At 69.6% G+C, this 24,752-nt stretch carries 22 protein-coding genes and 1 tRNA gene; 16 read left to right on the forward strand and 7 right to left on the reverse strand.

What is annotated here, in order from left to right; genetic code table 11:
- Nucleotides 1-29 precede the first annotated feature (29 nt).
- From L3Q65_RS32615 to L3Q65_RS32630, 4 genes are read right to left on the reverse strand one after another with little or no spacing between them, the layout of a single operon-like run.
- Nucleotides 30-605: an SRPBCC family protein gene (locus L3Q65_RS32615; RefSeq protein ID WP_237597454.1), complete on the reverse strand. Its 576-nt coding sequence runs from the start codon at nt 603-605 to the stop codon at nt 30-32.
- Nucleotides 606-633: 28 nt separating this feature from the next.
- A complete protein-coding gene (locus L3Q65_RS32620) occupies nt 634-2,973 on the reverse strand; it encodes a xanthine dehydrogenase family protein molybdopterin-binding subunit (protein WP_182895723.1) in 2,340 nt (779 codons plus the stop codon).
- Nucleotides 2,973-3,497: a (2Fe-2S)-binding protein gene (locus L3Q65_RS32625; protein WP_237597455.1), complete on the reverse strand. Its 525-nt coding sequence runs from the start codon at nt 3,495-3,497 to the stop codon at nt 2,973-2,975. The genes L3Q65_RS32620 and L3Q65_RS32625 overlap by 1 nt, the downstream gene beginning before the upstream one ends.
- The gene (locus L3Q65_RS32630; RefSeq protein ID WP_237597456.1) at nt 3,494-4,360 is read right to left on the reverse strand and encodes a xanthine dehydrogenase family protein subunit M; all 867 of its coding nucleotides are present in this window, start codon (nt 4,358-4,360) and stop codon (nt 3,494-3,496) included. The genes L3Q65_RS32625 and L3Q65_RS32630 overlap by 4 nt, the downstream gene beginning before the upstream one ends.
- A gap of 225 nt (nt 4,361-4,585) precedes the next feature.
- On the opposite strand from L3Q65_RS32630, the gene L3Q65_RS32635 reads away from it, so the two are divergent.
- From L3Q65_RS32635 to L3Q65_RS32645, 3 genes are all read left to right on the forward strand, one after another.
- Entirely contained in the window at nt 4,586-5,716 is a 1,131-nt protein-coding gene (locus L3Q65_RS32635) for a TetR family transcriptional regulator (RefSeq protein WP_182895726.1), read from the forward strand.
- A 107-nt stretch (nt 5,717-5,823) separates the two neighbouring features.
- Nucleotides 5,824-6,102: a hypothetical protein gene (locus tag L3Q65_RS32640; RefSeq protein WP_182895727.1), complete on the forward strand. Its 279-nt coding sequence runs from the start codon at nt 5,824-5,826 to the stop codon at nt 6,100-6,102.
- Nucleotides 6,103-6,213: 111 nt separating this feature from the next.
- The gene (locus tag L3Q65_RS32645; protein ID WP_182895728.1) at nt 6,214-6,513 is read left to right on the forward strand and encodes a hypothetical protein; all 300 of its coding nucleotides are present in this window, start codon (nt 6,214-6,216) and stop codon (nt 6,511-6,513) included.
- A 9-nt stretch (nt 6,514-6,522) separates the two neighbouring features.
- Here the strand turns inward: L3Q65_RS32645 and L3Q65_RS32650 are convergent.
- Nucleotides 6,523-6,595, reverse strand: a tRNA-Thr gene (locus tag L3Q65_RS32650).
- 209 nt (nt 6,596-6,804) lie between these two features.
- Here L3Q65_RS32650 and L3Q65_RS32655 point away from each other — a divergent pair.
- The 6 genes from L3Q65_RS32655 (at nt 6,805) to L3Q65_RS32680 (ending at nt 14,819) form a co-directional block, all read left to right on the forward strand.
- Nucleotides 6,805-8,310 carry a threonine/serine exporter ThrE family protein gene (locus L3Q65_RS32655; RefSeq protein WP_182895729.1) on the forward strand — a complete coding sequence of 502 codons (1,506 nt, stop codon included), beginning with the start codon at nt 6,805-6,807 and terminating at the stop codon, nt 8,308-8,310.
- 84 nt (nt 8,311-8,394) lie between these two features.
- Nucleotides 8,395-9,846, forward strand: coding sequence for a trehalose-6-phosphate synthase (locus tag L3Q65_RS32660; protein ID WP_182895730.1), 1,452 nt, complete (start codon nt 8,395-8,397; stop codon nt 9,844-9,846).
- A 41-nt stretch (nt 9,847-9,887) separates the two neighbouring features.
- A complete protein-coding gene (gene otsB / locus L3Q65_RS32665; protein ID WP_182895731.1) occupies nt 9,888-12,422 on the forward strand; it encodes a trehalose-phosphatase in 2,535 nt (844 codons plus the stop codon).
- Between the two features lie 130 nt (nt 12,423-12,552).
- The gene (locus tag L3Q65_RS32670) at nt 12,553-13,086 is read left to right on the forward strand and encodes a hypothetical protein (RefSeq protein ID WP_182895732.1); all 534 of its coding nucleotides are present in this window, start codon (nt 12,553-12,555) and stop codon (nt 13,084-13,086) included.
- Nucleotides 13,087-13,125: 39 nt separating this feature from the next.
- Nucleotides 13,126-13,731 carry an RNA polymerase sigma factor gene (locus L3Q65_RS32675; protein WP_237597457.1) on the forward strand — a complete coding sequence of 202 codons (606 nt, stop codon included), beginning with the start codon at nt 13,126-13,128 and terminating at the stop codon, nt 13,729-13,731.
- Nucleotides 13,728-14,819: a hypothetical protein gene (locus L3Q65_RS32680; protein WP_237597458.1), complete on the forward strand. Its 1,092-nt coding sequence runs from the start codon at nt 13,728-13,730 to the stop codon at nt 14,817-14,819. Before L3Q65_RS32675 ends, L3Q65_RS32680 begins: the two co-directional genes overlap by 4 nt.
- On the opposite strand, the gene radA is transcribed toward L3Q65_RS32680, so the two are convergent.
- A complete protein-coding gene (radA, locus tag L3Q65_RS32685) occupies nt 14,820-16,181 on the reverse strand; it encodes a DNA repair protein RadA (RefSeq protein ID WP_182895735.1) in 1,362 nt (453 codons plus the stop codon).
- A gap of 46 nt (nt 16,182-16,227) precedes the next feature.
- Nucleotides 16,228-16,908, reverse strand: a complete 681-nt coding sequence (locus L3Q65_RS32690) for a hypothetical protein (RefSeq protein WP_237597459.1) — start codon at nt 16,906-16,908, stop codon at nt 16,228-16,230.
- 274 nt (nt 16,909-17,182) lie between these two features.
- Here L3Q65_RS32690 and L3Q65_RS32695 point away from each other — a divergent pair, with 274 nt between their 5' ends.
- The 7 genes from L3Q65_RS32695 to cysS all read left to right on the forward strand — a co-directional run bounded on the left by L3Q65_RS32695 (nt 17,183) and on the right by cysS (nt 24,722).
- A complete protein-coding gene (locus L3Q65_RS32695; RefSeq protein ID WP_009084200.1) occupies nt 17,183-17,674 on the forward strand; it encodes a CarD family transcriptional regulator in 492 nt (163 codons plus the stop codon).
- Between the two features lie 67 nt (nt 17,675-17,741).
- Nucleotides 17,742-18,386: a 2-C-methyl-D-erythritol 4-phosphate cytidylyltransferase gene (locus L3Q65_RS32700; RefSeq protein WP_237600971.1), complete on the forward strand. Its 645-nt coding sequence runs from the start codon at nt 17,742-17,744 to the stop codon at nt 18,384-18,386.
- A gap of 5 nt (nt 18,387-18,391) precedes the next feature.
- A complete protein-coding gene (ispF, locus tag L3Q65_RS32705; RefSeq protein WP_237600972.1) occupies nt 18,392-18,856 on the forward strand; it encodes a 2-C-methyl-D-erythritol 2,4-cyclodiphosphate synthase in 465 nt (154 codons plus the stop codon).
- Between the two features lie 202 nt (nt 18,857-19,058).
- The gene (locus tag L3Q65_RS32710; RefSeq protein ID WP_182895737.1) at nt 19,059-21,056 is read left to right on the forward strand and encodes a hypothetical protein; all 1,998 of its coding nucleotides are present in this window, start codon (nt 19,059-19,061) and stop codon (nt 21,054-21,056) included.
- Nucleotides 21,053-22,525: a hypothetical protein gene (locus tag L3Q65_RS32715; protein WP_237597460.1), complete on the forward strand. Its 1,473-nt coding sequence runs from the start codon at nt 21,053-21,055 to the stop codon at nt 22,523-22,525. The genes L3Q65_RS32710 and L3Q65_RS32715 overlap by 4 nt, the downstream gene beginning before the upstream one ends.
- 70 nt (nt 22,526-22,595) lie before the next feature.
- Entirely contained in the window at nt 22,596-23,282 is a 687-nt protein-coding gene (locus L3Q65_RS32720) for an HAD family hydrolase (RefSeq protein WP_182895739.1), read from the forward strand.
- A 54-nt stretch (nt 23,283-23,336) separates the two neighbouring features.
- The gene (cysS, locus tag L3Q65_RS32725) at nt 23,337-24,722 is read left to right on the forward strand and encodes a cysteine--tRNA ligase (protein WP_237597461.1); all 1,386 of its coding nucleotides are present in this window, start codon (nt 23,337-23,339) and stop codon (nt 24,720-24,722) included.
- Nucleotides 24,723-24,752 lie beyond the last annotated feature (30 nt).

The following is a 24,752-nucleotide window of genomic DNA, read 5'->3' on the forward strand; positions in this document are numbered from 1 at the left end:
GTCCGCCGGGCCCTTCTCCGCACCGGCAGCTATCGACGACGCAGCAGGCGAACCACAATCGCCACAGCCACGAGTGCCGCGGCGGGCAACGCAGCCTTCTTCAGCAGCACCGGCGCCACTGCGGCCCCGAGATCGACGGCTTCAGGCTCGGCCGGGGAGAAACCCGGGTCATTCAGGGCTTCCGCGAGCCGGGCGGTGAACTGCTGGACGATCCGGTCGCTCACCTCGGCGAGGATCCCGCGGCCGAACTGCGCGGGGCGGCCGGTGAGCGCGAGTTCGGTGCGCACCCGCACCAAGGTCCCGGCCGGATCAGGAGCCAGCACGGCAGTGACCGTCGCGGACGCAGCGCCAGTGCCACGGCTTTCGCGGCCTTCGAGGTCAAGCACGATCGTCTGAGCGGCCTCGTCGCGGTTGACGGTGCCCGAGCCCTGATAGCTCATCCGCACCGCCCCGACCTTGACTTCGACTCGTCCGGAGAACGACTCCCCGTCCAGCCGGTCGAAGACCGCGCCGGGCAGGCACGGCGCGACCCGTTCGAGGTCGAGGAACAACTGCCAGGCCGCGGCCGGGGTCGCGGGAACGGTGAAAGAGTGGTCGAGACGCATCGCGTTCTTTCCGTTTCGTGAGTGCGGATCAGGCGGACCGCAGCAGGTCGCGCACCCGGCTCGGCGAGAGCGGGCCGCGGCGGACCACCACGCCGTGCGGGCGCAGGGCGTCCTCGACCGCGTTCGCGAGGACCGCTTGGGGCGCGATCGCGCCGCCCTCGCCGAGTCCTTTGACGCCGAGGTCGTTCATCGGACTCGGCGTGTGCAGTTCGTCGAGGTCGAGATCGGGGATCTCGGACGAGGTCGGGACGAGGTAGTCCAGGTACGTGGCGGTGCGCGGCTGGCCGTCCGGCCCGTAGATCATCTCCTCGTAGAGCGCGCCCGCGATGCCCTGCGCGATCCCGCCGGTCACCTGGCCCTCGGCGATCAGCGGGTTCACGATGACGCCCGCGTCGTGCACGACGACGTACTTCCGGACGGCCACCTCTCCGGTGCGCTCGTCGACCTCGACGACCGCCGCGTGCGCCCCGCTGGACACCGCGAACCCCGGCGGGCGGAAATGCACGGTTTCGGACAGCTCGGCACCGGAGATGTCGTCAGACATCGGGGCGCCCGCGACCAGTTCCGCGAGAGTCAGCGACGGTCCGGTCTGGACTCCGCGAACGGTGAACACCCCGTCGGCAAGGTCGAGATCGGTCGCGGCCACCTCAAGCCTGCGCGCCGCTGCCGCGAGCGCCTTCTCCCGCAGAAGCAGTCCGGCTCGGTGGGTCGCGTTGCCCGCGTTGACCAGCGCGCGGCTGGCGATGGTGCCGACCCCGAAGGAAGTGGCCGCGGTGTCGCCGCCGACGACGTCGATCTGCCGCGGCGACACTCCGAGCGCGTCCGCGGCGATCTGCGCCATCGCCGTGCGGTGGCCCTGGCCCTGCGACGGAGTGCCGATCGCCAGCTTGACCCGGCCGCTGGGCGCGAGGTCGATCCGGGCGGTCTCGAACGGGCCGAGTCCGGTGGCCTCGATGTAGAGCGCGAACCCGACGCCGACGCGTTTCCCTTCCACCGCTCCCGATTCCTGCTGGGTTCGGACCGAGGGCAGGTCAACCTTCGCCACCGCGCGGCGGAGCAGCTCCGGGAAGTCGCCGGAGTCGTAGACCTGCGGCTGGCCGGACCGGTCGACCAAGCCGGTCCGGTACGGCATTTCGCCAGGCCGCACCAAGTTCCGCGCGCGCAACTCCGCAGGCTCAAGGCCGAGAGCGGCGGCGAGCCGGTCCATCGCGCGCTCCATCGCGAACACCGCTTCAGGCCGCCCCGCACCGCGATACGGAGTCGAGAACGTCGTGTTCGTGAGCACTCCAGCCACGTCGATCTCGACGTTCGGCACGCGATACGGACCGAGCAGGTGGCACAGCGAGTTGTAGGGCACCACGAGGCCAGTCATGTTGTACGCGCCGAAGTTGACCGTGACCCGGTCGCGCACGCCGAGGAGCCGTCCGTCCGCGTCGGACGCCAGTTCGATGCGATGGATCTGCTCGCGGGCGTGCGACGAGGCGGTGAGATTCTCAGTGCGGTCCTCGCGCCAACGTACCGGTCTGCCGAGGCAGCGCGCGGCGTGCGGGACGATCAGCTCTTCGACGTACAGGATCCCTTTCTGCCCGAACCCGCCGCCGACGTCGACAGCGAGCACCCGCACGTCCTCGGCTTCGAGCCCGAGCGTGCGCGCGATCGAATCGCGAAGCCGGTGCGGCGTCTGGGTTCCCGACCACACAGTCAGCTCACCGCGATACGGGTCCACTTGTGCCGCGACGGCACGGGTCTCGATCGGAGAGGCGACATACCGGTGCGCGTGGAATTCCTCGCTGATCACCGTGTGAGCGGCACGAAACGCGGCGTCCGGATCGCCGACGCGGGCCGTCACAGCAACCGCGGTGTTGTCCTGAAGATCTTCGTGGATCAGCGGTGCCTCGGGTTTCAGCGCCTCTTCCGGATCGACCACCACCGGCAACGACGCGTACCGCACGTCGATCAACTCGAGCGCGTCCTCTGCCAGGTAACGGTTCTCGGCGAAGACAACGGCGACCGGCTGGCCCACGTAGGCCACCTTCTCGCGGGCGAGCAGCGGCATCGGCGTCAATCGCACCGTTGGATCGACGGTCTCCGCGAGACCCGGCGGGATCCGTAATTCCTCGCGGTTGAGCAAGGGGTCAAGCCCCGCCAAGTCTTCTCCGGTCCAGACGGCGGTGACGCCCGGCGCCGCGAGTGCCGCCGACACGTCCACGGAAACCAGGCGCGCGTGCGCTTCGGGACTGCGAAGGAACGCCGCCTCCAACGAGCGCGGAAGAGCTAGATCGTCGACGTATCGGCCTTGCCCGCGCAGCAACCGATCGTCCTCGACGCGAGCCATCGGGCGGCCGATCCAACCGGATTTTCCCGTCATCAGGCGGATTCCTCTCCGAATTGCGCGTCAAGGGCTTGAGCCACGGCACGACGGATGTTGCGGTAGCCGGTGCATCGGCACAGATGCCCGCTGAGCGCGTCGGCGACCTCGGCTTCGGTGGGCCGGTGTTCGGCCGACGCGAGTGCGGTCGTGGTCATGAGGAGCCCGGAAGTGCAGTAACCGCACTGCATTCCGTGGCATTCGTGATAGGCGCGCTGCACGGCGGTGAGCGGCGCGTCGCCCGGCGCGAGGCTTTCGACAGTCTGGATGTCCGTGCCTTCGCACTGCACGGCGAACATCAGGCACGCGCGCACAGGTGCTCCGTCCACGAGGACAGTGCACGAGCCGCAGACCCCGTGTTCACAGCCGGTGTGGGTACCGGTCAGCCCCAGCCGATCGCGCAGGAAATCGGAAAGCAGCAGCCTGGATTCCACTTGCGCGGCAACGGCTTCCCCATTCACAGTCAGGCGGACGGCGTGCCACGCGGACGGTTCGGGCAGTGGCGGATTGCCGGGTGTGTTCATCGAGTGCGCTCCCAAGCGATGGTGACGGCGCGGGTCAGCAGGTGGGCGGCGGCTTCGCGGCGGTACTCGGCGCTCGCGTGCACATCCCCGGCCGGTTCCAGCCGGCTTTGGACGGCACGCGCGGCCGCTGCCAGGTCATCGGCGTCGAGCGTGGTTCCGGTCAATGCGGCTTCGGCGGGCAGCAGCCGGACAGGCACCGGTGCCGCCCCACAAAACACAACCCGTGCTCCGGCGACAGAATCGGCGGCGCGATCGAGCAGGACACCGACTCCGATGGTGGCGAAATCACCGTGCCGCCGCGCCAGTTCCTCGAACGCCCAGCCTCGTTCAGGAGGCTGCGCGGGGAAAACGACCTCGGTGAGCAATTCGTCGTCGGCGAGCGCGGTCTGAAACGTGGCGACGAAGAACTCGGCCGCGGGCACCGTGCGGGTCCCCGCTGGCCCGGCGAGCACGAACCGCGCGGCCAGCGCGACCGCGACGGCCGGGAGTTCAGCGGCCGGATCGTGGTGGGCCAGACTGCCGCACACCGTTCCGCGCTGACGGATCTGCGGATGCCCGATGCGGTCGATCGCGGCGGCGAGCAACGGCCAGCCGCGACGGACGGCCGGGGTGGCCGCGACCGCCGACTGCCGGGCCGCGGCACCGATCCGCAGCTCCCCTTCGGCGCCGACCACGCACCGCGCGAGACCGCCGATCCGGGTGATGTCCACCAGCACCTCGGGCCTGGCCAGCCGCATCGACAGCATGGGCACGAGCGATTGGCCGCCGGCGAGCACCTTGGCCTCGCGGTCTCCGTCGGCCAGCAGCGCGACGGCCTCCGCGACAGTGGCAGGGGCGGCGTAATCGAAGGGGCTCGGTTTCATGCTGACCCTCTCCGGTCAAGTTCGTTGAGCTCTAAGATAGTTACACCAAAGATTTACCGCCGCAAGGATCATTCGCAGATTTCCTCGGCGCAGCCCTGGTGCCAGATCCTCGCAACTCGCCGCAATATTCAGTCCCACCTGGGACATAGCCACTCCTTCCGTCATCCGAAAGCTCTCTCTTGATCATGAACAGATGTTCAAACTCCACCGATTAAGATGGCCGCCATGAGCGCCGACGACGCCCCGCCGCCCCAGGGCGAGACCGCGGGTCGCCGCGGCCGCCCCCAAGATCCGGAAGGCAACCGGCGCGCTGTGCTGGACGCCGCGCGCCGGCTGTTCGCCGCACGCGGCTACGAGGGGACGTCGATCCGAGAAGTCGCGGCCGAGGCAGGCGTGACGGCGGGCTCGGTGATGGCGTACTTCGGTTCGAAGGACGGCCTGTTCCGCGAAATCGTCGGCGGGAGCACGGGCATCACCGTCGACATCGTCGCGGCGGCTGCGGACGGCCCGGCCCGGCTGTCACACGCGCTGGCCAACGCCTACCTCGAACGCTGGGACCGTACGCCGGCCGAACATCCCTGGGCCGCGCTGATCCGCTCGGCGGTCACCCACGAAGCGAGCGCTGAGCAATTACGCGCCATCCTTGACGAACAAGTCACCCAACCGCTTGCCGAACTGCTGGCTGACGCGCCGGACGCGCGAGAGCGGATCGCGCTTGTCCGCAGCGTGCTGTTCGGCGTAGTCATGGAGCGGTACCTCTTCGCGCACGAGCCGGCTCACTCGGTGCCGAGCGCAGCGTTCGCGCCCTATTTCGCCGAAGCGATGTCGGCGGCCTTGGACAGTGCGCACCCGCCTGCCGCGGACACGGTCGACCGCATCCTGGACGAGTGGCGGACCGAAACCCCCGGATTGGACGTGTCCGCGTTCGCCGTTTTCGGCAGGCTGCACCGGTGTTCAGCGCTGTACCGGGCCTCGGTGAGCCGGATCACGGAGAAACACGGGATCAGCATGGCGGCGTTCGACGTCCTGACCGCACTGCGCCGGGCAGGCGCGCCGTACCGCCGCACCGTGGGCGAGATCGCGGAATCCGCACTGGTGAGCCCAAGCGGAGTGACCCTGCGCGCGGACAAATTGGAGGAGGCAGGCCTGGTAGTCCGCGAACGAGACGGCAAGGACCGCCGGGTCGTCCACCTCCGCCTGACCGAATCCGGCCGGGCGCTGATCGACCGCGTGGCACGCGAGCATTTCCCGAGGGAGAACGAACTTCTCGGCCAAGTGGGCAGCGCGGAACGGACCGCGTTGTCGAGACTGCTAGGGCTGCTGGAAAAGTCCCTCTCCTCGGCGGATCCGGGCTGAACCGAAATCTGGTACCGCGAAACAGGCTCGAAACTGGCTCTGGCTGGCACCAGATGGATCTCGCACAGTGAGAGGAAGCACTGAGCGAACCCACCAGCGAGGCAGTCATGTCGGCCCAGATCCTCCCGCTGAACCACCGCGAGCGAGCCACTCTCACCGCCGTCGGCCTAGGCCGCGCCGAAATGACCTGCAGCTGCGAGCCCGATCTCTACATCGACGGCGTCCCGTGCTGCGACCAATTCACCGCCCACCGCCTCGCCCGGTTCGCCTTGGTGGTCCCGCTGCGCGCAGGCCGCCGCGGCGAGCGCGTTCCGGCACTCCTCACCGACGCCGGTCGAGCCGCGATCGATTTGCCTGCCGCTGACGTCCCGCGGTCCGCTGCCTGAACCCACCGCGCACCGAACGTTCGGCAAGCAGCCTCGGTCCGGGCGAAGAAACCCGGCTCGAGCCGCTTTGTCGCGCCTGCTCTGTCGTTTCGGATACGGCATTCTCGCGTCATGGCATACCTCAACGGCACAGCCGAGCGAGTGGTGGACGACGAGTTCCCTGGCTGGGTCGAGGTCCGGTTCTCCGGGGCCGACGGCGCCGAGAACACGCTCGTGGAGAAACTGCCGGTACTCGACGGCGACCTCACGACAGCGTCAAAGTACCCAGCGTCGGTTCGCATCCCTTGCCGCGTGGTAAAGACCGAAGCCAACGGCACCGTGGCTGTGGTCGAACTGGAGCACGAAGCCACCGACCTCGGTGGCCGAAACGTGTTTCGAGTGCCAGCGGACGCGGTTATTACGGGCCCATGATCGAGACGGAGCCGGCAAGGGGGTTCGAACCCCTGACCTTCTGTTTACAAGACAGATGCTCTACCAACTGAGCTATACCGGCACGCACCCGGCGACGGGCGCGCCAAAAGTATATCGGGCCGCTCCCGCCGCACCTGGACAACCCGCCCTAACCCCCAGGTCAGCACCGAAAATCGGCAAGATCCAACCCCATGCGGCACGATCGGCTAGAGGTGTGGCGGACACCACTGCAACAGCTGGGGCGGTACGGCCGATGGTCCCCGGGAACGAACGAGGAGGTGGGGATCGATCATGAAGATCAACGAGCGTGCCGGCCAGGGGACTGCGCGCAGACGGTGGCCGATTCTCGAGCCTCCGCACCCGCGGTCCAGCCAGCGGCATCGGCCGAATCTGCTGCGCCGTCGCGCTTGGCACATTCTCGAGGCTCCGACGGCGGAACAACCCGCGGTCGAGTCCGAAGAGGCGATCGGTCCCAAGCCGCCGGACGACGCGACCGTCAACTTCGTTCTGGATCTCACGCTGCGGATCGGCGAAGTGCAGATGGCCAGCGGCGCCGGGGCTTCCGACGTCACCGCGACCATTCTCGCGCTCACCTCCGCGCTCGGGCTGCCGCACTGCGAGGTCGACGTCATCTTCACGTCGATCACCGTCACCTGTCACCGCGGGACCGACCTCGCGCCGGTGACCGCGTTGCGAGTGGTCCGTTCGCGCAGTCTCGACTACACCCGGCTGACCGAAACCGAGGCGCTCGTGCGCCAGATCGTCCGCGGCCGCACCGGGGCCGAGGAAGCGGTCACCGAACTGGACCGGATCACCTCGGCGCCGCACCCGTACGCGCGCTGGACCGCGACCGCTGCCTGGGGCGGACTGGCCGGGTTCATCACGCTGCTGCTCGGCGGCGGCCTCGACATCGCGCTCGTCGCCGTGGTCATCTCCGCCGCGGTCGACCGGATCGGCAGGCTGCTCAACAAGGTCAACCTGCCGTTCTTCTTCCAGCAGGTGGTCGGCGGGCTGTTCGCGACGCTGTCGGCGATGATCATCGTCAGCAGCAACATTCTCACCACCGACCGGCCGACACTCGTGGTCGCGGCGGCGGTCACCGTGCTGTTGTCGGGGCTCTCCACGGTTTCCGCGGTGCAGGACGGGATCACCGGGTACTACGTCACCGCGTCCGGACGCACGATGGAAACCGCGTTGATGAGTGCCGGGTTGATCGCGGGCGTCGTGCTCGCGCTGCGGATCGCGGTGATGCTCGAACTGCCGCGCACCCCGTTGCCCGACGTCCCCGTCTCGACCGCGCAACACCTGCCGATCATCGTTGTCGGCGGGGCCGGCGCGGCCGCCTGCTTCGCGCTCGCCTCGTACTCGAAACTGCGCGCGATGCTCGTCGCCGCCGCGGCGGGCGGGATCGGCGCGCTCGTGTACGGCGCGTTGATCATCGCGACGCTCGACGCGGTGAGCGCTTCGGCGATCGCGGCGACGCTCGTCGGGTTCTGCGGGGGCGTGATGGCGCGGCGGCTGAAAGTTACTCCGCTCGTGGTCGCCGTGTCCGGGATCACTCCGCTGCTCCCCGGCCTCTCCACCTATCGTGGTCTATACCAATTAGCGGTTTCGCCAGGCGGGAACATCTCGACCCTGATGACCGCGGTCGCCATCGGGCTCGCCCTCGCGGCGGGCGTTGTACTGGGCGAATACCTCGCCCAGCCGGTCCGCACCGGGCTCGGCAGGCTCGAGCGGAAGCTCTCCGGCCCCCGGCTCGCCGGGCCGATGGAGCCGACCGAACGGCGTTTGGAGTAACCAGTTGGTCACCGGCCGGTCACTCCGCGCGCGCTAGGGTTTCTCTTGGGGCCGCGACCCGCCGATGACGAGGGAGCAGCTGGAGTGACTGACGCGATTGCCGACCGGAACAGCGCACCGTCCGCGGATTTCGTCGTGGTGGCCAACCGGCTGCCCGTCGACCTCGAACGGACCGCGGACGGAGAACAGCGCTGGACAGCCAGTCCCGGCGGGCTGGTCTCGGCACTCGAACCGTTCCTGAGGTCCCGCAAGGGCGCGTGGGTCGGCTGGCCGGGCGTGCCGGACGTCGAGGTGGACGAGTTCGACGACGACGGGCTCGTCCTGCACCCGGTGTCGCTCACCTCGGCCGAGGTCCGCGACTACTACGAGGGCTTCTCCAACGCCACGCTCTGGCCGCTCTACCACGACGTGGTCGCCCGGCCGGTCTTCGACCGGGCGTGGTGGGACAGCTACGTGAAGGTCAACCAGCGTTTCGCCGAGGCCAGCGCCACCGTCGCGGCCCAGGGCGCGACCGTGTGGATCCAGGACTACCAGCTGCAGCTGGTGCCCCGGATGCTCCGCGAACTGCGGCCCGACCTGCGCATCGGCTTCTTCCTGCACATCCCGTTCCCGCCGGTCGAGCTGTTCATGCAGCTCCCGTGGCGCGCGGAGATCGTGCGCGGCCTGATCGGCGCGGACCTGATCGGCTTCCACCGGCCCGGCGGCGCGCAGAACTTCCTGTGGCTGGCCCGGCAGCTCGTCGGCCTCGAACCCACCCGAGGCGCGGTCGGCGTCCGGTCCCGGCCGGGCATGGTGCAGGTCGGCGACCGCACGGTGCGCGTCGGCGCGTTCCCGATCTCCATCGACGCGGCCGGCCTCGACTCGCTCGCCCGCAGCAAAGGCGTCGGCGAGCGCGCCAAGCAGATCCGGCGCGACCTCGGCAACCCCAAGGCGGTGCTGCTCGGCGTCGACCGGCTCGACTACACCAAGGGCATCGACCTGCGGCTGCAGGCTTTGCACGAACTGCTGCACGAGGGCCGGCTCGAACCCGGCGACGTCACGTTCGTGCAGCTGGCCACGCCGAGCCGCGAACGCGTCGAGCACTACCAGCGGATGCGCGGCGAGATCGAGCAGATGGTCGGCCGGATCAACGGCGAGTTCGCCCGCGTCGGCCACCCGGTCGTGCACTATTTGCACCAATCCGTGAACCGCACCGAGCTGGCCGCCTTCTTCTCCGCGGCCGACGTCATGGTGGTGACTCCGCTGCGCGACGGGATGAATCTCGTCTGCAAGGAGTACGTCGCGTGCCGTCCCGATCTCGGCGGCGCGCTGGTGCTCAGCGAGTTCGCCGGCGCGGCGGCCGAACTGACCAGCGCTTTCCTCGTCAACCCGCACGATCTGGACGGGGTGAAGAACGCGTTGGAGGCTGCCATTACGCTCGACCCCGCCGAGGGCCGACGCAGGATGCGCGCCATGCGTCGCCAGGTCCTCACCCACGACGTCGACCGGTGGGCGCGTTCGTTCCTCCAGGCGCTGGGTGCCGAACCGGCCGACTGACCCCCTCCCCCGTACCGCGCTGGACCTCCTGAGGAGGAGTGTTGACCGCCGAGGCGTTGCCCGCGGAACTACGGCGCGCGATCGTGCAGATCGCCCGTACCCCGCGCCTGCTGGTCGCCTGCGACTACGACGGCACGTTGGCCCCCATCACCGCGAACCCGGACGAGGCGCGGCCGCTGCCTGAGTCCGTGGGTGCGTTGAGATCTCTCGCCGGCCTGCACGAAACGACCACCGCCGTGATTTCCGGCCGGGCCCTGCGGGACCTCGCGACCCTGTCGCGGCTGCCGTCCGAGGTGAACCTGGTCGGCAGCCACGGATCCGAGTTCGACATCGGCTTCATCCACGCCCTCGACGAGGACGCGAAGGCGCTGCACCGGCGGCTCGAGCACGAGCTGGAACAGCTGGTGCTCGACGTGCCCGGGGTGTCGCTGGAGGTCAAGCCGGCGAGCATCGCGGTGCACGTGCGCCGCGCCGAGCACAACGCGGGCCGACGCGTCCTCGCGGACGTGCACGAGGGCCCGTCGAAGTGGGAAGGCGTCACGACCACCGACGGCAAGGAAGTCGTCGAGCTGGCGGTCGTGAAGACCGACAAGGGCAACGCGCTGGACACCCTGCGCCACCAGGTCGGGGCCACCGCGGCGGTCTTCCTCGGCGACGACGTCACCGACGAGAAGGCGTTCGCCCGGCTGGCCGGTCCGGACCTCGGCATCAAGGTCGGCGACGGCGAATCGCTCGCCGAGTACCACGTGCCCGACACCGTCGACGTCGCGATGGTGCTCGCGTTCCTGCTGGAAGAGCGGCGCAACTGGCTCTACGGCGAGTCCGCGACGCCGATCGAGCGGCTGTCGCTGCTCGCCAACGAGCGCTCGGTCGCGCTGGTGACGCCGGACGCGAAGCTGACCTGGCTGTGCCACCCCGGCCCGGACGCCCCCGCGGTGTTCGCCGACCTGCTCGGCGGTCCGGGTGCCGGGCATTTCTCGATCAAACCGCACCGCAACGGGCTCCCGCTCGGCCAGCGGTACCTGCCGAACACGATGACGGTCGAAACGCGCTGGTCGCGGCTGCTCGTCACGGACTACCTCGAACCGGAGAGCCCCGGGCACCGCACCGACCTCGTGCGCGTGATCTCCGGCGAGGCGGTGGCACAGGTCGTGTTCGCGCCGCGGCCGGAATTCGGCGGTGTGCCGGTGAAACTGGTCGCCGAGGCCGAGGGCCTGCGCGTCCTGGGCACCTCGGAGCCGTTCGTGCTGCGCTCGCCCGGCGTCGAATGGTCGATCGCCTCCGACGGGCTGCAGGACACCGCGACCGCGCTCGTCCAGCCGACGCCGGAGCAGCCGGTGGTGCTCGAATTGCGGTGCGGCACCACGGAGCTCGCCGCGCATGAACTGTCCGAAGTGGACCGCCGGGACCGGGCGGGCCGGTACTGGAGCGACTGGGCGGCGAAGCTCAAGCTGCCGACCGTCCAGACCGAACTGGTGCGCCGTTCCGCGCTGACCCTGCGCGGGCTGGTCAACACCGACACCGGCGGCGTGCTGGCCGCCGCGACGTCGTCGCTGCCGGAGGAGATCGGCGGGGTCCGCAACTGGGACTACCGCTACTGCTGGATCCGCGACGCCGCGATGACCGTGCGCGAACTGGTGCACCTCGGTTCGCACGAGGAAGCCGAGGGCTATCTGAAGTGGCTGCACGGCGTGCTCGCCACGCTGGCGGGCCCGGAGCGGCTGCACCCGCTGTACACGCTGGCCGGAAGCGTCATCGGCGCGGAGGCGGTCATCGAATCGCTGCCCGGGTACGCCGGTTCGCGGCCGGTGCGCGTCGGCAACCTCGCCAACCACCAGGTGCAGCTCGACGTGTTCGGCCCGGTCGTGGAACTGGTCGCCACGCTGGCTGAGGTCCGCGGCGAACTGCGCGACGAGGACTGGCAGATGGTGCGCGCGATGGCCGAGGCCGTCACGCGGCGCTGGAACGAGCCGGACCACGGCATCTGGGAAGAGCGGCACGTGCCGCGGCACCGGGTGTACTCGCGGGTGATGTGCTGGGTGACCATCGACCGCGCGGTGCGCCTCGGCGACGAGTACGGCCGCGACGTCCCGGGCGCCTGGCCCCAGCTGCGCGACCGGATCAAGGCCGACGTGCTCGAGCACGGATGGAACGAGGAGGTGCAGGCGTTCACCACCGCCTACGACGGCACCGACCTCGACGCGGCGTCCCTGTTCGTGGGCCTCACCGGCCTCATCGACCCGGCGGACGACCGGTTCCAGAAGACCGTGACGGCGATCGAAGCCGAACTGCGCAGCGGTTCCACGGTGTACCGCTACCGGCGCGACGACGGCCTCCCCGGCGGGGAAGGCGGCTTCCACATCTGCGCGGCCTGGCTGATCGAGGCGTACCTGTGCACCGGGCGGCGCAACGAGGCCGAAGAGCTGTTCGCGCAGATCGTCGACGCGGCGGGCCCGACCGGGCTGCTGCCGGAGCAGTTCGACCCGGTCGCGGAGCGTTCGCTCGGCAACCACCCGCAGGCGTACTCGCACATCGGGCTGATCCGGTGCGCGAATCTGCTGGCAGAGAAGGCTTGATCAGGCAAGACCCTTAGCACGCCTCGGTGACAAGTGCCGTGAAGGCCGCCTTGCCGGAATCGCATTCCGTTAAGGTGGTCTTCACGAGCATTTGCACGTTCGTTCGGGTTGCCGGCGCGGAGGTGATGCGGTGAAGCAGTACTACGGGCAGCAGTCCGCGGAGTACGCCCCGCTGCCGCCGTTGTTCGCCGCCCGGGTGCGCGTCGCTTCCGTGGTCATCGGGGTTTCGCTGGCGATCGGCACGCTGCTCGTTTTCGGGATCACCGCGCTCGTGAACCGTCCGCTGCACGGGCACAGCCTGCCGCGCGGGCTGCTCGGTCTCGTCGCGCTGCTGCTGCCGATGCTGTCCGTGCTCGCCATCGCCGTGGTGGTGCTGTCCGCGCGCCGCTGCCTGCAAGGCGACTACCTGGTGATCGCCAGGGCCCGCGGCACGCGCACGGCGCTGACCACCTGTTTCACCGTGCTGTCGGGCAGCTGCCTGATCGCGCTCGGGGTGTCCGCGCTGGTGGATCTCTGGGGCAACCACGGCAAGCTCGGCTTGACCGAACTGCTCGCCACCTTCGCGAATTTCGCCATCGGCCTGATCGGCTACAGTGCCGGGCTCTGGTTCGTGCGGCCGTCGGTGAGCACGCTGGAGAAGTTCAGCGACCACCCCATCTGGTGAGGCCGTGAACGCTCGCCAGCCGTGCGGGCAAGAACAGGCATGCAGGTGACCCATGACGGTCCCGAGCCGGTGTCGGCCGGCCCGCAGGACCGCCCCGACCTGGGCGGACCCGATCCCGCCCCGGCTTTCGGGCGGCTGTTCGACGCGCACGCGGCGACCATGCACCGCTACCTAGCGCGCCGCGTCGGCCCGGATACCGCGCACGATCTCGTCGCGGAGACGTTCCTCGTCGCGCTGCGCCGCCGGGAGTCCTACCAGCCGGAGCTGGGCACCGCGCGCTCGTGGCTGTACGGGATCGCGACGAACCTGCTGCGCCACCACGTCCGCAGCGAAACCCGGGCGCTGCGAGCGACGGCGCGGCTCGCGAATTCCGGCGACCGCGGCCACGGCGGGCACGACAACCGGGTCGCCGAGCAGGTGGACGCACAGGCCCGCGCGGGACAGCTGGCGGGCGCGCTCGCGAAGCTGAGCGTTGCCGACCGCGACACGCTGCTGCTGGTCTCGTGGGCCGGGCTGGAACCGGTCGAAGTCGCCGAGGCGCTCGGCATCCCGCCGGGCACCGTGCGTTCGAGGCTGCACCGGATCCGCAGATGGCTGCGCACCAACGCAGGCGCATCGACCCGCGAGGAGGCGAAAGACCAGTGAACGACGACACCGTGCGGCATCTGTGGTCCGACGCCGAACTCGACGAGGCCCTCGCCGCGCTGCACCCGCACGAGACGGCCACCGACCGCGCCGAACTCGACCGGGCCCGCGCGAGCATGATGCGGGCCGCCGCGGCCGTGAGCGAATCCGACGAACCGGTTGTCCCGCAACGGAAAAAGCGCTCCGGCGCGTGGCGGTTGATCGCCGTCGCCGCCGCGGTCGCGGTGCTGACCGGCGGCGTGGTCGTGGTGCGGGAACTCGCCAGCGCGCCGACGACGCTGGCTCCCGCGGGCCCAGGTTCCCCGCCGGAGAGCCGGGAAGCGGGCGCGCCGTTCACCCACCTCGTGACCAGGTACAGCCACACCGCGCTAGTGGGCGGGACCAGTGTGTTCCGGGTCAAGGAACAGGTGGACCTGTGGATCCCGGCCGACCCCTCCGGAATCTGGAAACGCCGCTGGACCCGCTCCGAACCGCCGACGCTGCTCGGCGGGGAGCCCCGGGACAGCGCGAAACTGCCCGGGCCGTCCCAGGCTGAGGAGTCGGCGCCCGGCGGGCGGTTCACGCCCGACGCCCGCTTTCCCGGAGATTCGCCCGCCGGCGCTCTTGGCTGGTCCCGGCCGACCCCGGAATTCGTCGCGAGCCTGCCGACCGACGCGACCATGCTGGCCAATCGCCTCCTGAAGGACCGCATCCCGCCGACGCTGTCGCCCGCGGGCGACGGGCCGCTGCCGCAACCGTCGACCTACGGCACCACGAAGGTCCCCAGCCGCATCAGCTATCCGTCGGCGACCGGGATGATCCTGAACGTCCTCGCTTCCGGGTACGCGTCGCGCGAGCTATGGGGTGCCTTCCTGAAAGCGATGGACGACCCGACGCTCGGCTTCCAGCTGGTGCAGATCGCTCCGGACTTCGTGCAATACGCGGTACTCGCCGGCCCGTACAAAGTGCTCGTCTCAATCAACCGGAAGCGGCTTCAGCTGACCGACCTCCAGGTGCTCTCCGCGAGCTCCGTCACCGGGTTCTCGCCCGGCATTCTGGTCAGCTCCGCGCAGTTCTCCTCCGAGACCACCGACCGGACGGGAGGCTGATCATTTCGCGTGGTTCGCCGCGTTGAGCGCACTCGCCACGTCGGGCACCTCCAGCACCCGGATGCCGTCCGGGAGCTTGCCGGAATCCGGCGGCACCAACGCGTGCGTGAAGCCGAGCCGGGCCGCCTCGGCCAGCCGCCGCCCGACGTTCGGCACCCGCCGGATCTCGCCCGCCAGCCCGACCTCGCCCACCGCCACCAGCCGCGGCGACAGGGCCACGTCGTGCAGCGAAGAGGTCAGCGCGAGCACCAGCGCCAGGTCGATGGCGGGCTCGGTGATCTTCATGCCGCCGACCGTGGCGACGTAGACGTCCTTGTCGCCCAGCTTCATCCGGCCGCGTTTCTCCATCACGGCGAGCACCATGGCGACCCGCGCCGAATCGAGGCCGCTCACCGCGCGCCGCGGCTGCGGCATGCCGCTGCTCGACACCAGCGCCTGCACCTCGCCCAGCAGCGGCCGTTTCCCTTCGACCGCGACCGTGACCGCGGTCCCCGGCACCGGCTCTGCCGTCCGGCTCAGGAACAGGCCGGACGGATCGGGCACGCCGACGATGCCTTCCTCGGTGAGCTCGAAACAGCCGATCTCGTCCGCCGCGCCGAACCGGTTCTTGATGCCGCGCACCATCCGCAGCGTCGAATGCTTGTCGCCCTCGAACTGCAGCACCACGTCCACCAGGTGCTCCAGCACGCGCGGACCGGCGACCGAACCGTCCTTCGTGACATGTCCCACGAGCACGACCGGCAGCCCGCGTTCCTTGGCGAGCGCGACGAGCCCGGCGGTGACCGCGCGAACCTGCGTGACCCCGCCTGGCGAGCCCTCGACCTGCGGCGATGCCATGGTCTGGACCGAATCGACGATCAGCACGCCCGGCTTCACCGCGTCGACGTGTCCGAGGATCGCGGACAGATCGCTCTCCGCCGCGAGGAACATCTCACCGTGCACGTTGCCGGTGCGCTCGGCGCGCAGCCGGACTTGTCCCGCGGATTCCTCGCCGGTGACGTACAGCGAACGCCCTGCCGTGACCGCCCATTGGTAGGCGACTTCGAGCAGCAGCGTGGATTTGCCGACCCCGGGTTCACCGGCCAGCAGCGCGACCGCGCCGGGCACGAGCCCGCCGCCGAGCACCCGGTCCAGCTCCGGCACGCCGGTGGCCTTCGCCCGGGCAGCCTCGACGTCGACCTCGGCGATCGGCCGGGCGGGCGCACTGGGCGCTCCGGCGGCCACCCGCGCGATCGCCGGTTTCGCCGAGCCGCGCTCCTCGAGCGTGCCCCACGCCTGGCATTCCGGGCAGCGACCGACCCACTTCGCCGTTTCGTACCCGCATTCCGCGCACCGGTGGACGGTGCTGGTCTTCTTCACCACGCCGCGAGGCTATCGGCGGACACCGACAGAAATCGCGGCGACGCGGTCAGGAGCCCGCGTGCGCGGGCGCGGCCACCGGCAGCTCGACCACGATCGGGCCGGCGTTCTGGAAGGTGAAGGTGACCTTGATCGTCGCGCCCGGCCACAGCGGCTGCTTGAGGCCCTGCAGCACGACCTTGCCGGTGCCGAGCTGGCTCGCCGCGCCGCCGTTCTCGCCCGCCTGCGGCGTGTTCGACGCCGAGTTGGGGGCCGAGTTCGCCGAGCTGTTCGGGGCGGAGCCGGGCGCGCCGCCGGCGGGCTGGTTCGCCTCGGAAGCCGGGGTGCTGTTGGCCGACTCCGACTGCGCCGGGGCGCCCTGCTCGACCGCGTCGGCCGGGCCGATCACGAGCGAGTGCCCGGCGACGATCGCCGTGTCCCCGGAGATCTGCGCGGGGCCGGAGGAGCCCTCGGAGGTGACCGAGACGAGCTTGTCGTCCTTCTGGCCCTGGTTGATCACGGTGAGCGTGAGCGGGGCGGGCGAACCGGCCGCGTAGCCGGGGCCCTGCGCCGGGTACTGCACCGCGACGTTGCGCAGCACGATCGTCTTCACCTGGGCGTAGGTGCCGTTGACGGCGGGCTGCTGGGTGTCGGTCTGGGTGATCTGACCGGCTCCGCAACCGGCGAGCACGAGTGCGGCGCCGAGCGCCGACACGCCTGCGCCGAGCACGCGGCGATTCTGCAGCCTCACGTCAGAGTCCTTCCCTTTCACGGCCTCGTCCTTCCCGAAGACTAGCCGGGCGGTTCTCCGCGCGCGGAACCGGTGTGCGTTCCCGGCCGATCGACTGTCCACAAAGGATCCCACGGCACTGGTCGGGGCGCTGTCGGCTCACCTGCATGAGCACGGCGAAAACCGGTTTGTCAAGCCCTGCTCAGGCCGCTGACCTGCGACGACGATCCCGGGTCGCTAGGTGGCCGCCGAACAGCCGTGATAGGATGGAGTCAGCGAAAGGGGCAGAGGACACATGGTTTTCAAGGTCGGAGAGACCGTCGTCTACCCGCACCACGGTGCCGCACTCATCGAAGCGATCGAGACCCGCGTGATCAAGGGCGAGGAAAAGAAGTACCTCGTCCTCAAAGTCGCGCAAGGGGATCTTACGGTTCGCGTGCCCGCGGACAACGCCGAGATCGTCGGCGTGCGCGATGTCGTCGGGCAAGAGGGACTGGACAAGGTCTTCGATGTTCTGCGTGCTCCGCACACCGAAGAGCCCACGAACTGGTCTCGTCGGTACAAGGCCAACCTGGAGAAGCTCGCCTCCGGCGATGTGAACAAGGTGGCCGAAGTGGTGCGCGACCTCTGGCGGCGAGAAAAGGACCGCGGACTTTCAGCCGGCGAGAAACGCATGCTGGCGAAGGCACGGCAAATCCTGGTCAGCGAGCTCGCGCTCGCGGAGGGCACCGACGAGGGCAAGGCGGAAACGCTCCTCGACGAGGTTCTAGAGACCGCGACGGTCTGACCCTGGGTCCTCCGGTTCGCCGCCGAGGCAACCGGTTCCCTACGATCACGACCTGATGAACCCACAGGTGCACAGCGTCGCGTTCGTGACTGTCGCGCACCGTCCGGCCGATCCCGAGCTCGCGCTCGCGGCGGTCGGCGGCGCAGCACTACTCACGCACACCGTGCGGGGGCTGCTCGGCACACCGGAAATCGATCTGGTGGTCGCCGCAGCCCCCGAGCGGTGTGCGAAGTCGTTTTCCGAGGCATTACGCGGCCTCGACTGCCGGGTCGTTCCCGGCTCCTCGCTCCGGCAGGTCTTCGCCGCCGTCGAGCCGCTGCTTTCCCCGGACGCCGTCGTGCTGGTGCACGACGCGCTGCGGGCGTTCACTCCACAACAGACAGTCCGGAACGTGCTGGACGCGGTCCGGGACGGCGCGCCCGTCGCGGTGCCGGTGCTGCCGATGTCCGACACGGTGAAAACCACCGACGAATCCGGAATTGTCACCGCCACCGTCGATCGCGACGGTCTCCGCAGCGCGCAAACCCCGGTGGGTTTTTCCCTTTCCGCTTTCCGTTCCGCACTCGCCGATTCCGCTGACCCCGGTCTCGCCGACACCGCGGGCGCGGCCACCGTCCCCGGCGATCCGGACGCGATGCGCGTCGCGAGCGCCTTCGAACTCACCCTCGCCGAAGCGCTCGTCGCCGGCGGGGACCGAGAGGATCCCCTGTGACCGATCTGCGGGTAGGCAACGGCGTCGACGTCCATCCGATCGAGCCGGGCCGCGAATGCTGGATGGCCGGTCTGCAGTGGCCGGGCGCCGACGGCTGTGCGGGCCACTCGGACGGCGACGTCGCGGCACACGCCCTGTGCGACGCCCTGCTGTCCGCCGCGGGCCTCGGCGACCTCGGCGCGGTCTTCGGCACCGGAGACCCGCGCATGGACGGCGCGCACGGCACCGACATGCTCGTCGAGGTGCGTGCGTTGCTGCGAGCCGAAGGCTGGCAGGTAGCCAATGCCACCGTGCAGGTCATCGGCAACCGCCCGCGGATCGGGAAGCGGCGCGACGAGGCGCAGCAGGTGCTGAGCGACGCGGTCGGCGGACCCGTGAGTGTTTCCGGGACGACGTCGGACGGGCTCGGGCTCACCGGACGCGGCGAGGGCATCGCGGCGGTCGCGACCGCGCTGCTGGTGCGCGGCTGAGCGAAATGCGCTCGCGCGGGAAATCGTGATATTCCATTTTCCCCGATACTTGACCAGCGAGAACAACACGGCCCGGTAAAATGATCTTCGCCGCTCGGGCAAAGATCTCCGCTAACTTCTGCGCGGGTACCCGTCGCTCATTATAATTATTTCGCGACGTTTGCGGCGGCAGGGAGCGGGGCCGCCCGGCCAAAGGGGGACGATGCCCGTCGATGCGCATCGATTGTCCGGAGTACGTTCGATCACCGGGAGGCTGGTCGAGGAACTGCTGTCCCGTCCGGGAGGACAGAGCAGACCGCTGCCGATCGCGGTCGCGCTCGGCGTGCGCGGATCAGGGAAGTCGGCACTGCTGGAGGAATTGCGCACCCGGTGCGAGGACATCCCGCACGCGCTCGTCGATTTCGAGCGGCGCGACTGGGAGCAGATTCAGCCGAGGGAACTGCTGGGCCACTTGGCTTTTGATCTCGGCAGGCAATGGCGGCAATTCGGCCGTATCGCGTTTCCCCGGCTGTGGCTATGCATGCTCGTGCTCAGCGCGCCGGTCGAACTCGGCGACCGACGGGCCGCGCTGCGCAAACTCCGGGATCTGATCGCGAAAAACCAGCCGCTGGAACGCAATCGCGACGCGATCGTGGACGTGGTGAAGCTCGTCGGCGGCGTCACGTCAGGCAACAGCCTTCCCGGTTGGAACGAGGCGACCGAACTGCTGCTGCGCGGGCTCAGCTGGTACGACCGGCGGCGGCTGATGGGCAAGGTCAAGGCCATGCCGACCGGGCACGGCAACCACCAGGATTTCCTGATCGAAATCGCCAAGCACGCGCACGGCGACGACGAGGACCGGGCCGCGGTCGACGCGATCATCTGCGACGCCTTCCTCGCCGACCTGCGCCGCGCGTACTCCGGCATCTCCGGCACCCGCCGGACGATGAATTGCCTGGTATTGCTGGACAACGCGCACACGAAGGGCGGACAGGACTTCCTGCGCGCGCTCGCCGAGGCGCGCAGGCACACGCCGGACCAGGCCGATCCGCTGGTGGTGATCGCGACGAGCCGGACGTGGAATCCGGACTGGGGCGAGAGCTGGTCGATGGTCACCGCGCATCCCGGCAGCGACCGGGAGATCCGCCGGAACCCGGAGCACCGGACCAGCGGGCTTGACTGGCCGGTGCCGCGGCTGCCCGCGCACGTGGAAACCGATTGGATCCCCGGCCAGCCGGACAACCGCTGGTCCCCCTGGTACCTGCTGGAACTCGGCACGCTTTCCAGCGGCGACGTCGTCGATGTCGCCGCCGCGCACGACGTGCACCCGACGTCGCGGCTGCCGCGGTTCCTGTCCCGGCTCACCGACGGACACCCCGGCGCGGTGCGGGAGGTGCTGCAGACGCTCGCCGCGCGGTACGAGCCGGCCAATCCGAACACCTTGCGAGAAGCCTTGTACACCAAGGTAACCGCCGAGGACGGCAGTGATTCCACCTTGCTCGCCGAGATGTGCGACTATCTGCTGCAAGACTTTTCCACCGCGAGCCGTCAGGAACTCGTCACCGCGAGCGCCGCGGTCGACGTGGAAATGCTGTTCCACAAGGAAATTCTCGATCTGCGCAATCCGATGGGCGAGGGACCGCTGTTCAAGCAGCTCGCCGATCAGCTGTGGCTGCGGGCGGATCCGGACGATCCGTCGCGCTACGTCCTGCATCCGTGGCTGCGCCGGCTGCTGCTGCGGAAGCTGGCGACGCGCGCCGACGATCACCCGCTGAGCTGGGAAAAGGTGCACACGCGCTGCCGTGATTTCTACGAGAAGAACGGCCGCGTCGCCGCCGCTCGCTACCACGACCTGGCGCTCGAGAACGTCGACGCGGTGGTGACGCATCTGTGCAAGCCGCTCGTCGCGCCGCACGCCGAGTTCGACGTGCCGACCGCGGAGGCGTGGCTGGCCGAACTGGACACGATCACCGCCGCGCCCAACCGGCTGGTGGAGAACGCCGATCCATACACCCAGGTACAGCAGCGCGTCGGCGAGTGGGAAGGCGAACTGGAGACCACCGTGGCGTGGCTGGTCGTTTCGCTGTGGCTGGCGCGCGATCCGCTCGGTGACCCGGGCGGCACCCTCAACGCCACGATCGAGAGCGGATTCCACCATCTGGCCCAAGGCCGGGGACGAGGATCAATGCTGCTGCACGAGCGAGCGGAGCGCTACCGATGACGCAACGGATCAAACCGCCGCGGCCGGCCTGGGCGAAGTGGCTGTGGGGCGGCGGCGCGGTGCTGCTGGTCGTGGTCATCGTCGTCGCCGCGTTCGTCGTCGTCCCGGCGATCAGCGAGGCGAACCGCACGTGCGGTGCCGGCGTCGAGGAACGCGGTGAGAATTCCGAATGTATTGGCGCGACTGACGGCGAATTCGTGTTCTCTCCCGACCTCGCGGATGTGGAAAACAGAATTCATCAGGAAAATGCCGAAACCGTCGGGTCCGGGAAGCCGTACGTGACCATCGCGGTTCTCCTGCCGATGACGCTCACCGACCACGACATCCTCTCGCACGAATGGGTGCGCCATCAGCTCGAAGGGGCGTACGTCGCCCAGCACCGGGCGAACAAAACGCAGTCCTGGGGCAGCGTGCCGCTCATCCGGCTGCTGCTGGCCAACCCCGGCAGCCAGCTCAAACAGTGGGAGCCGGTGGTCGACGACCTGATCGGCCGCACCGGAGCCGACCGGATCGTGGGCGTGACCGGCATCGGGCTGAGCCTCGACACCGCGCGCAGCGCCATCCAGAAGCTGTCCGACCACCGCATCCCGGTCGTCGCCTCGCACCTTGCCGCCGACGAGTTCTCGCAGATCCCCGGGTTCCTGCGGGTCTCCCCGACCAGTTCGACCTACGGTAGTTCGATGGCGGGCTACGTGAAGCCGACCGCGCACACCGCGACCGTCGTGCAGGACCAGAACCCCGGCGACCTGTACCCGAAGACGCTGGCCACGGCGTTCACCAAGACGTTCGCCGACGCCGCGCACCGGATCGTCGGGCGCACCGAGTCCTACGACTCCAGCCTGCCCGGGATCGAGAACACGTTCCTGCAGATGATGCCCAACATCTGCGGCGACAACCCGGACGTCGTGTACTTCGCCGGCCGCGAGGACCACCTGAAGTCGTTCGTCGCGCAGCTCGCCCAGCGCCCCTGCCTCGATAAACACCTGACCGTGTTGACCGGCGACCTCGCACAGGTCGGCCCGCCCGGCCCGGAGATGCGCCGCGGTCTGCAGGCGAACGTCACCGTGCTCGCGCCAGGGCTCGCGCACCCGCAGGCCTGGCGCGACCATCCCGAGTCGTTCAACAAGGCGGCCGTCGCGAGCTTCGAAGAACCAGGATGCGACGGCTGCTTCACGGCGGTCTTCCCCCGCGAACGGCTGGACGACGGCATCGCGATCCTGGCGCACGACGCGGTGCTGACCGTGGTCTGGGCCATCCGCGGCATCCCGCGGGTGTCTCCGGAGCAGGTCACCGCGCAGGACGTGCTGCAAGCGCGGAACCGGCTGCACGGACAATCCGCGGTGCCGGGAGCGAGCGGCATGATCTCGTTCGACGACCGCGGCGACCCGGTGAACAAGGCGGTGCCGATCCTGAAGGTGCGGCTCGACGCGACGCCGGAATTCGTGGAGCTGTACGTCCCGGCGGGCTGAGTTCCGCGGAGGTGAGCCAGGCACCACAAACGGGCGGCATCGCACCCTGATCGCCGGATAAGGTTGGAGCGTGGCCATCAACGCGGTGTTGTTCGATTTCTCCGGCACTCTTTTCCGGCTTGAGCAGCAGGACGGCTGGCTCGACGACGTGCGCGACGACGACGGCTCCGCGCTGGACGTCGAAGCGCAGACCGAGCTGATGCGGCGGATGACCGCACCGGTCGAGCAGTCCGTCGAACTCGACGAGGAGCACCTGTACGCCTGGCACAACCGCGACCGCGACCCAGAGCTGCACCGGAAGGTGTACCTGGAGGTCCTGCGGCTGTCCGGCGTGCCTCGGCGCGACCAGGCCGAGGCACTGTACGCGCAGCTCATCGCACCGGACCAGTGGACGCCGTACCCGGACACCGAGGCCGCGCTCAAGGCGGTCGCGAGCAGCGGGCGCAAGGCAGGCGTGCTGAGCAACATCGCGTTCGACATCCGGCCCGCGTTCGGCCAGCGCGGCTGGGACGCGCACGTCGCCGAATTCACCCTGTCCTTCGAGGTCGGAGCGGTGAAGCCGGAGCCAGAGATCTTCCAGTCCGCGATCGAGCAGCTCGGCGTGCGCGCCGAGGAGACTTTGATGGTCGGGGACAGCGAGGAAGCCGACGGCGGCGCCCGTGCGCTGGGCTGCCAGTTCGCCCTGGTCGACCCGCTGCCCACCGCGCAACGGCCGGACGCGCTGCTGGGCGTGCTGCGGGAGCACGGCGTGCTCTGACGTCCTGCGACGTCTCCCACAATCGCCTCGACGGGCCCCGGTACCCTTTACCTCGTGGCTTTGCACCTGTACGACACCGCGACCCGTGCCCCTCGGGAGTTCACTCCCGTCCGCAGCGGAACGGCGTCGATCTACGTGTGCGGTGCCACCGTGCAGGGAGTACCGCATATCGGGCACGTCCGCGGCATGCTGAACTACGACGTGCTCCGCCGCTGGCTGCTCCACAGTGGACTGGACGTGCTGCTGGTCCGCAACGTCACCGACATCGACGACAAGATCCTCACCAAGGCGGCCGACGCCGGCCGGCCGTGGTGGGAGTGGGCGGCGACGCACGAGCGGGCGTTCGAGAAGGCGTACGAGGATCTCGGCTGCCTTCCGCCGTCGGTCACGCCGCGCGCGACCGGGCACGTCACCCAGATGGTCCAGCTGATGGAGCGGCTGATCGAAGCCGGGCACGCGTACGCCGTCGACGGCGACGTGTACTTCTCGGTGAAGTCGTTCCCGGAGTACGGCACGCTGTCGGGACAGCAGCTCGACGAGGTCCAGCAGGGCGAGACGCCGACCCGCGGCAAGCGTGATTCGCGCGACTTCACGCTGTGGAAGAGCGCGAAGCCGGGCGAGCCGTCGTGGCCGACGCCGTGGGGCGACGGGCGTCCCGGCTGGCACCTGGAGTGCTCGGCGATGGCGACCAACTACCTCGGCGCCGAGTTCGACATCCACGGCGGCGGCGTCGACCTGGTGTTCCCGCACCACGAGAACGAACGCGCGCAGTCGAACGCGGCGGGCGACGGGTTCGCCCGCTACTGGCTGCACAACGCGTGGGTGACCATGTCCGGCGAGAAGATGTCGAAATCGCTGGGCAACACGGTCTCGATCCCGGCGATGCTGGAGCGCTACCGGGCGCCCGAACTGCGCTACTACCTGGTGCAGCCGCACTACCGGTCCACTGTCGAGTACTCCGACGGCGCGGTTTCCGAAGCCGCGCAGGGCTACCGGCGGATCGAGGCGTTCCTGCGCCGGGCGGAGTCGGCGGGCACGGTGAACGTCGGCCCGGTCTCCGCGGAATTCGCCGCGGCGATGGACGACGACCTGGCCACCCCGGCCGCGTTCGCCGTGGTGCACAACACGGTCCGCGACGGTAACGCCGCCCTCGACGGGGGCGACACCACCAAGGCGCTCGAATTGGCAGGCACGGTCCGCGGGATGACCGGCGTGCTCGGTCTCGACCCGCTGTCGCCGGACTGGGCGGACGGCGGCTCGGACACCCCCGTTCGCGACGCGCTGGGCACGCTCGTGGAAGCCCTGCTGGCCGAACGCCAGGAGGCCCGTGCGGCGAAGGACTTCGCCCGCGCGGACGCCGCCCGCGACCGTCTCGTGGCGGCGGGGATCGCGGTCGAAGACACCCCGAACGGTCCGCAATGGACGGTCAGGAACTCCTGACCTCCTCCGCGGCAGCAGAGATTGAGGATT

The sequence above is a fragment of the Amycolatopsis sp. FU40 genome (assembly GCF_021903635.1).
Classification (GTDB): Bacteria; Actinomycetota; Actinomycetes; order Mycobacteriales; family Pseudonocardiaceae; genus Amycolatopsis; species Amycolatopsis dendrobii.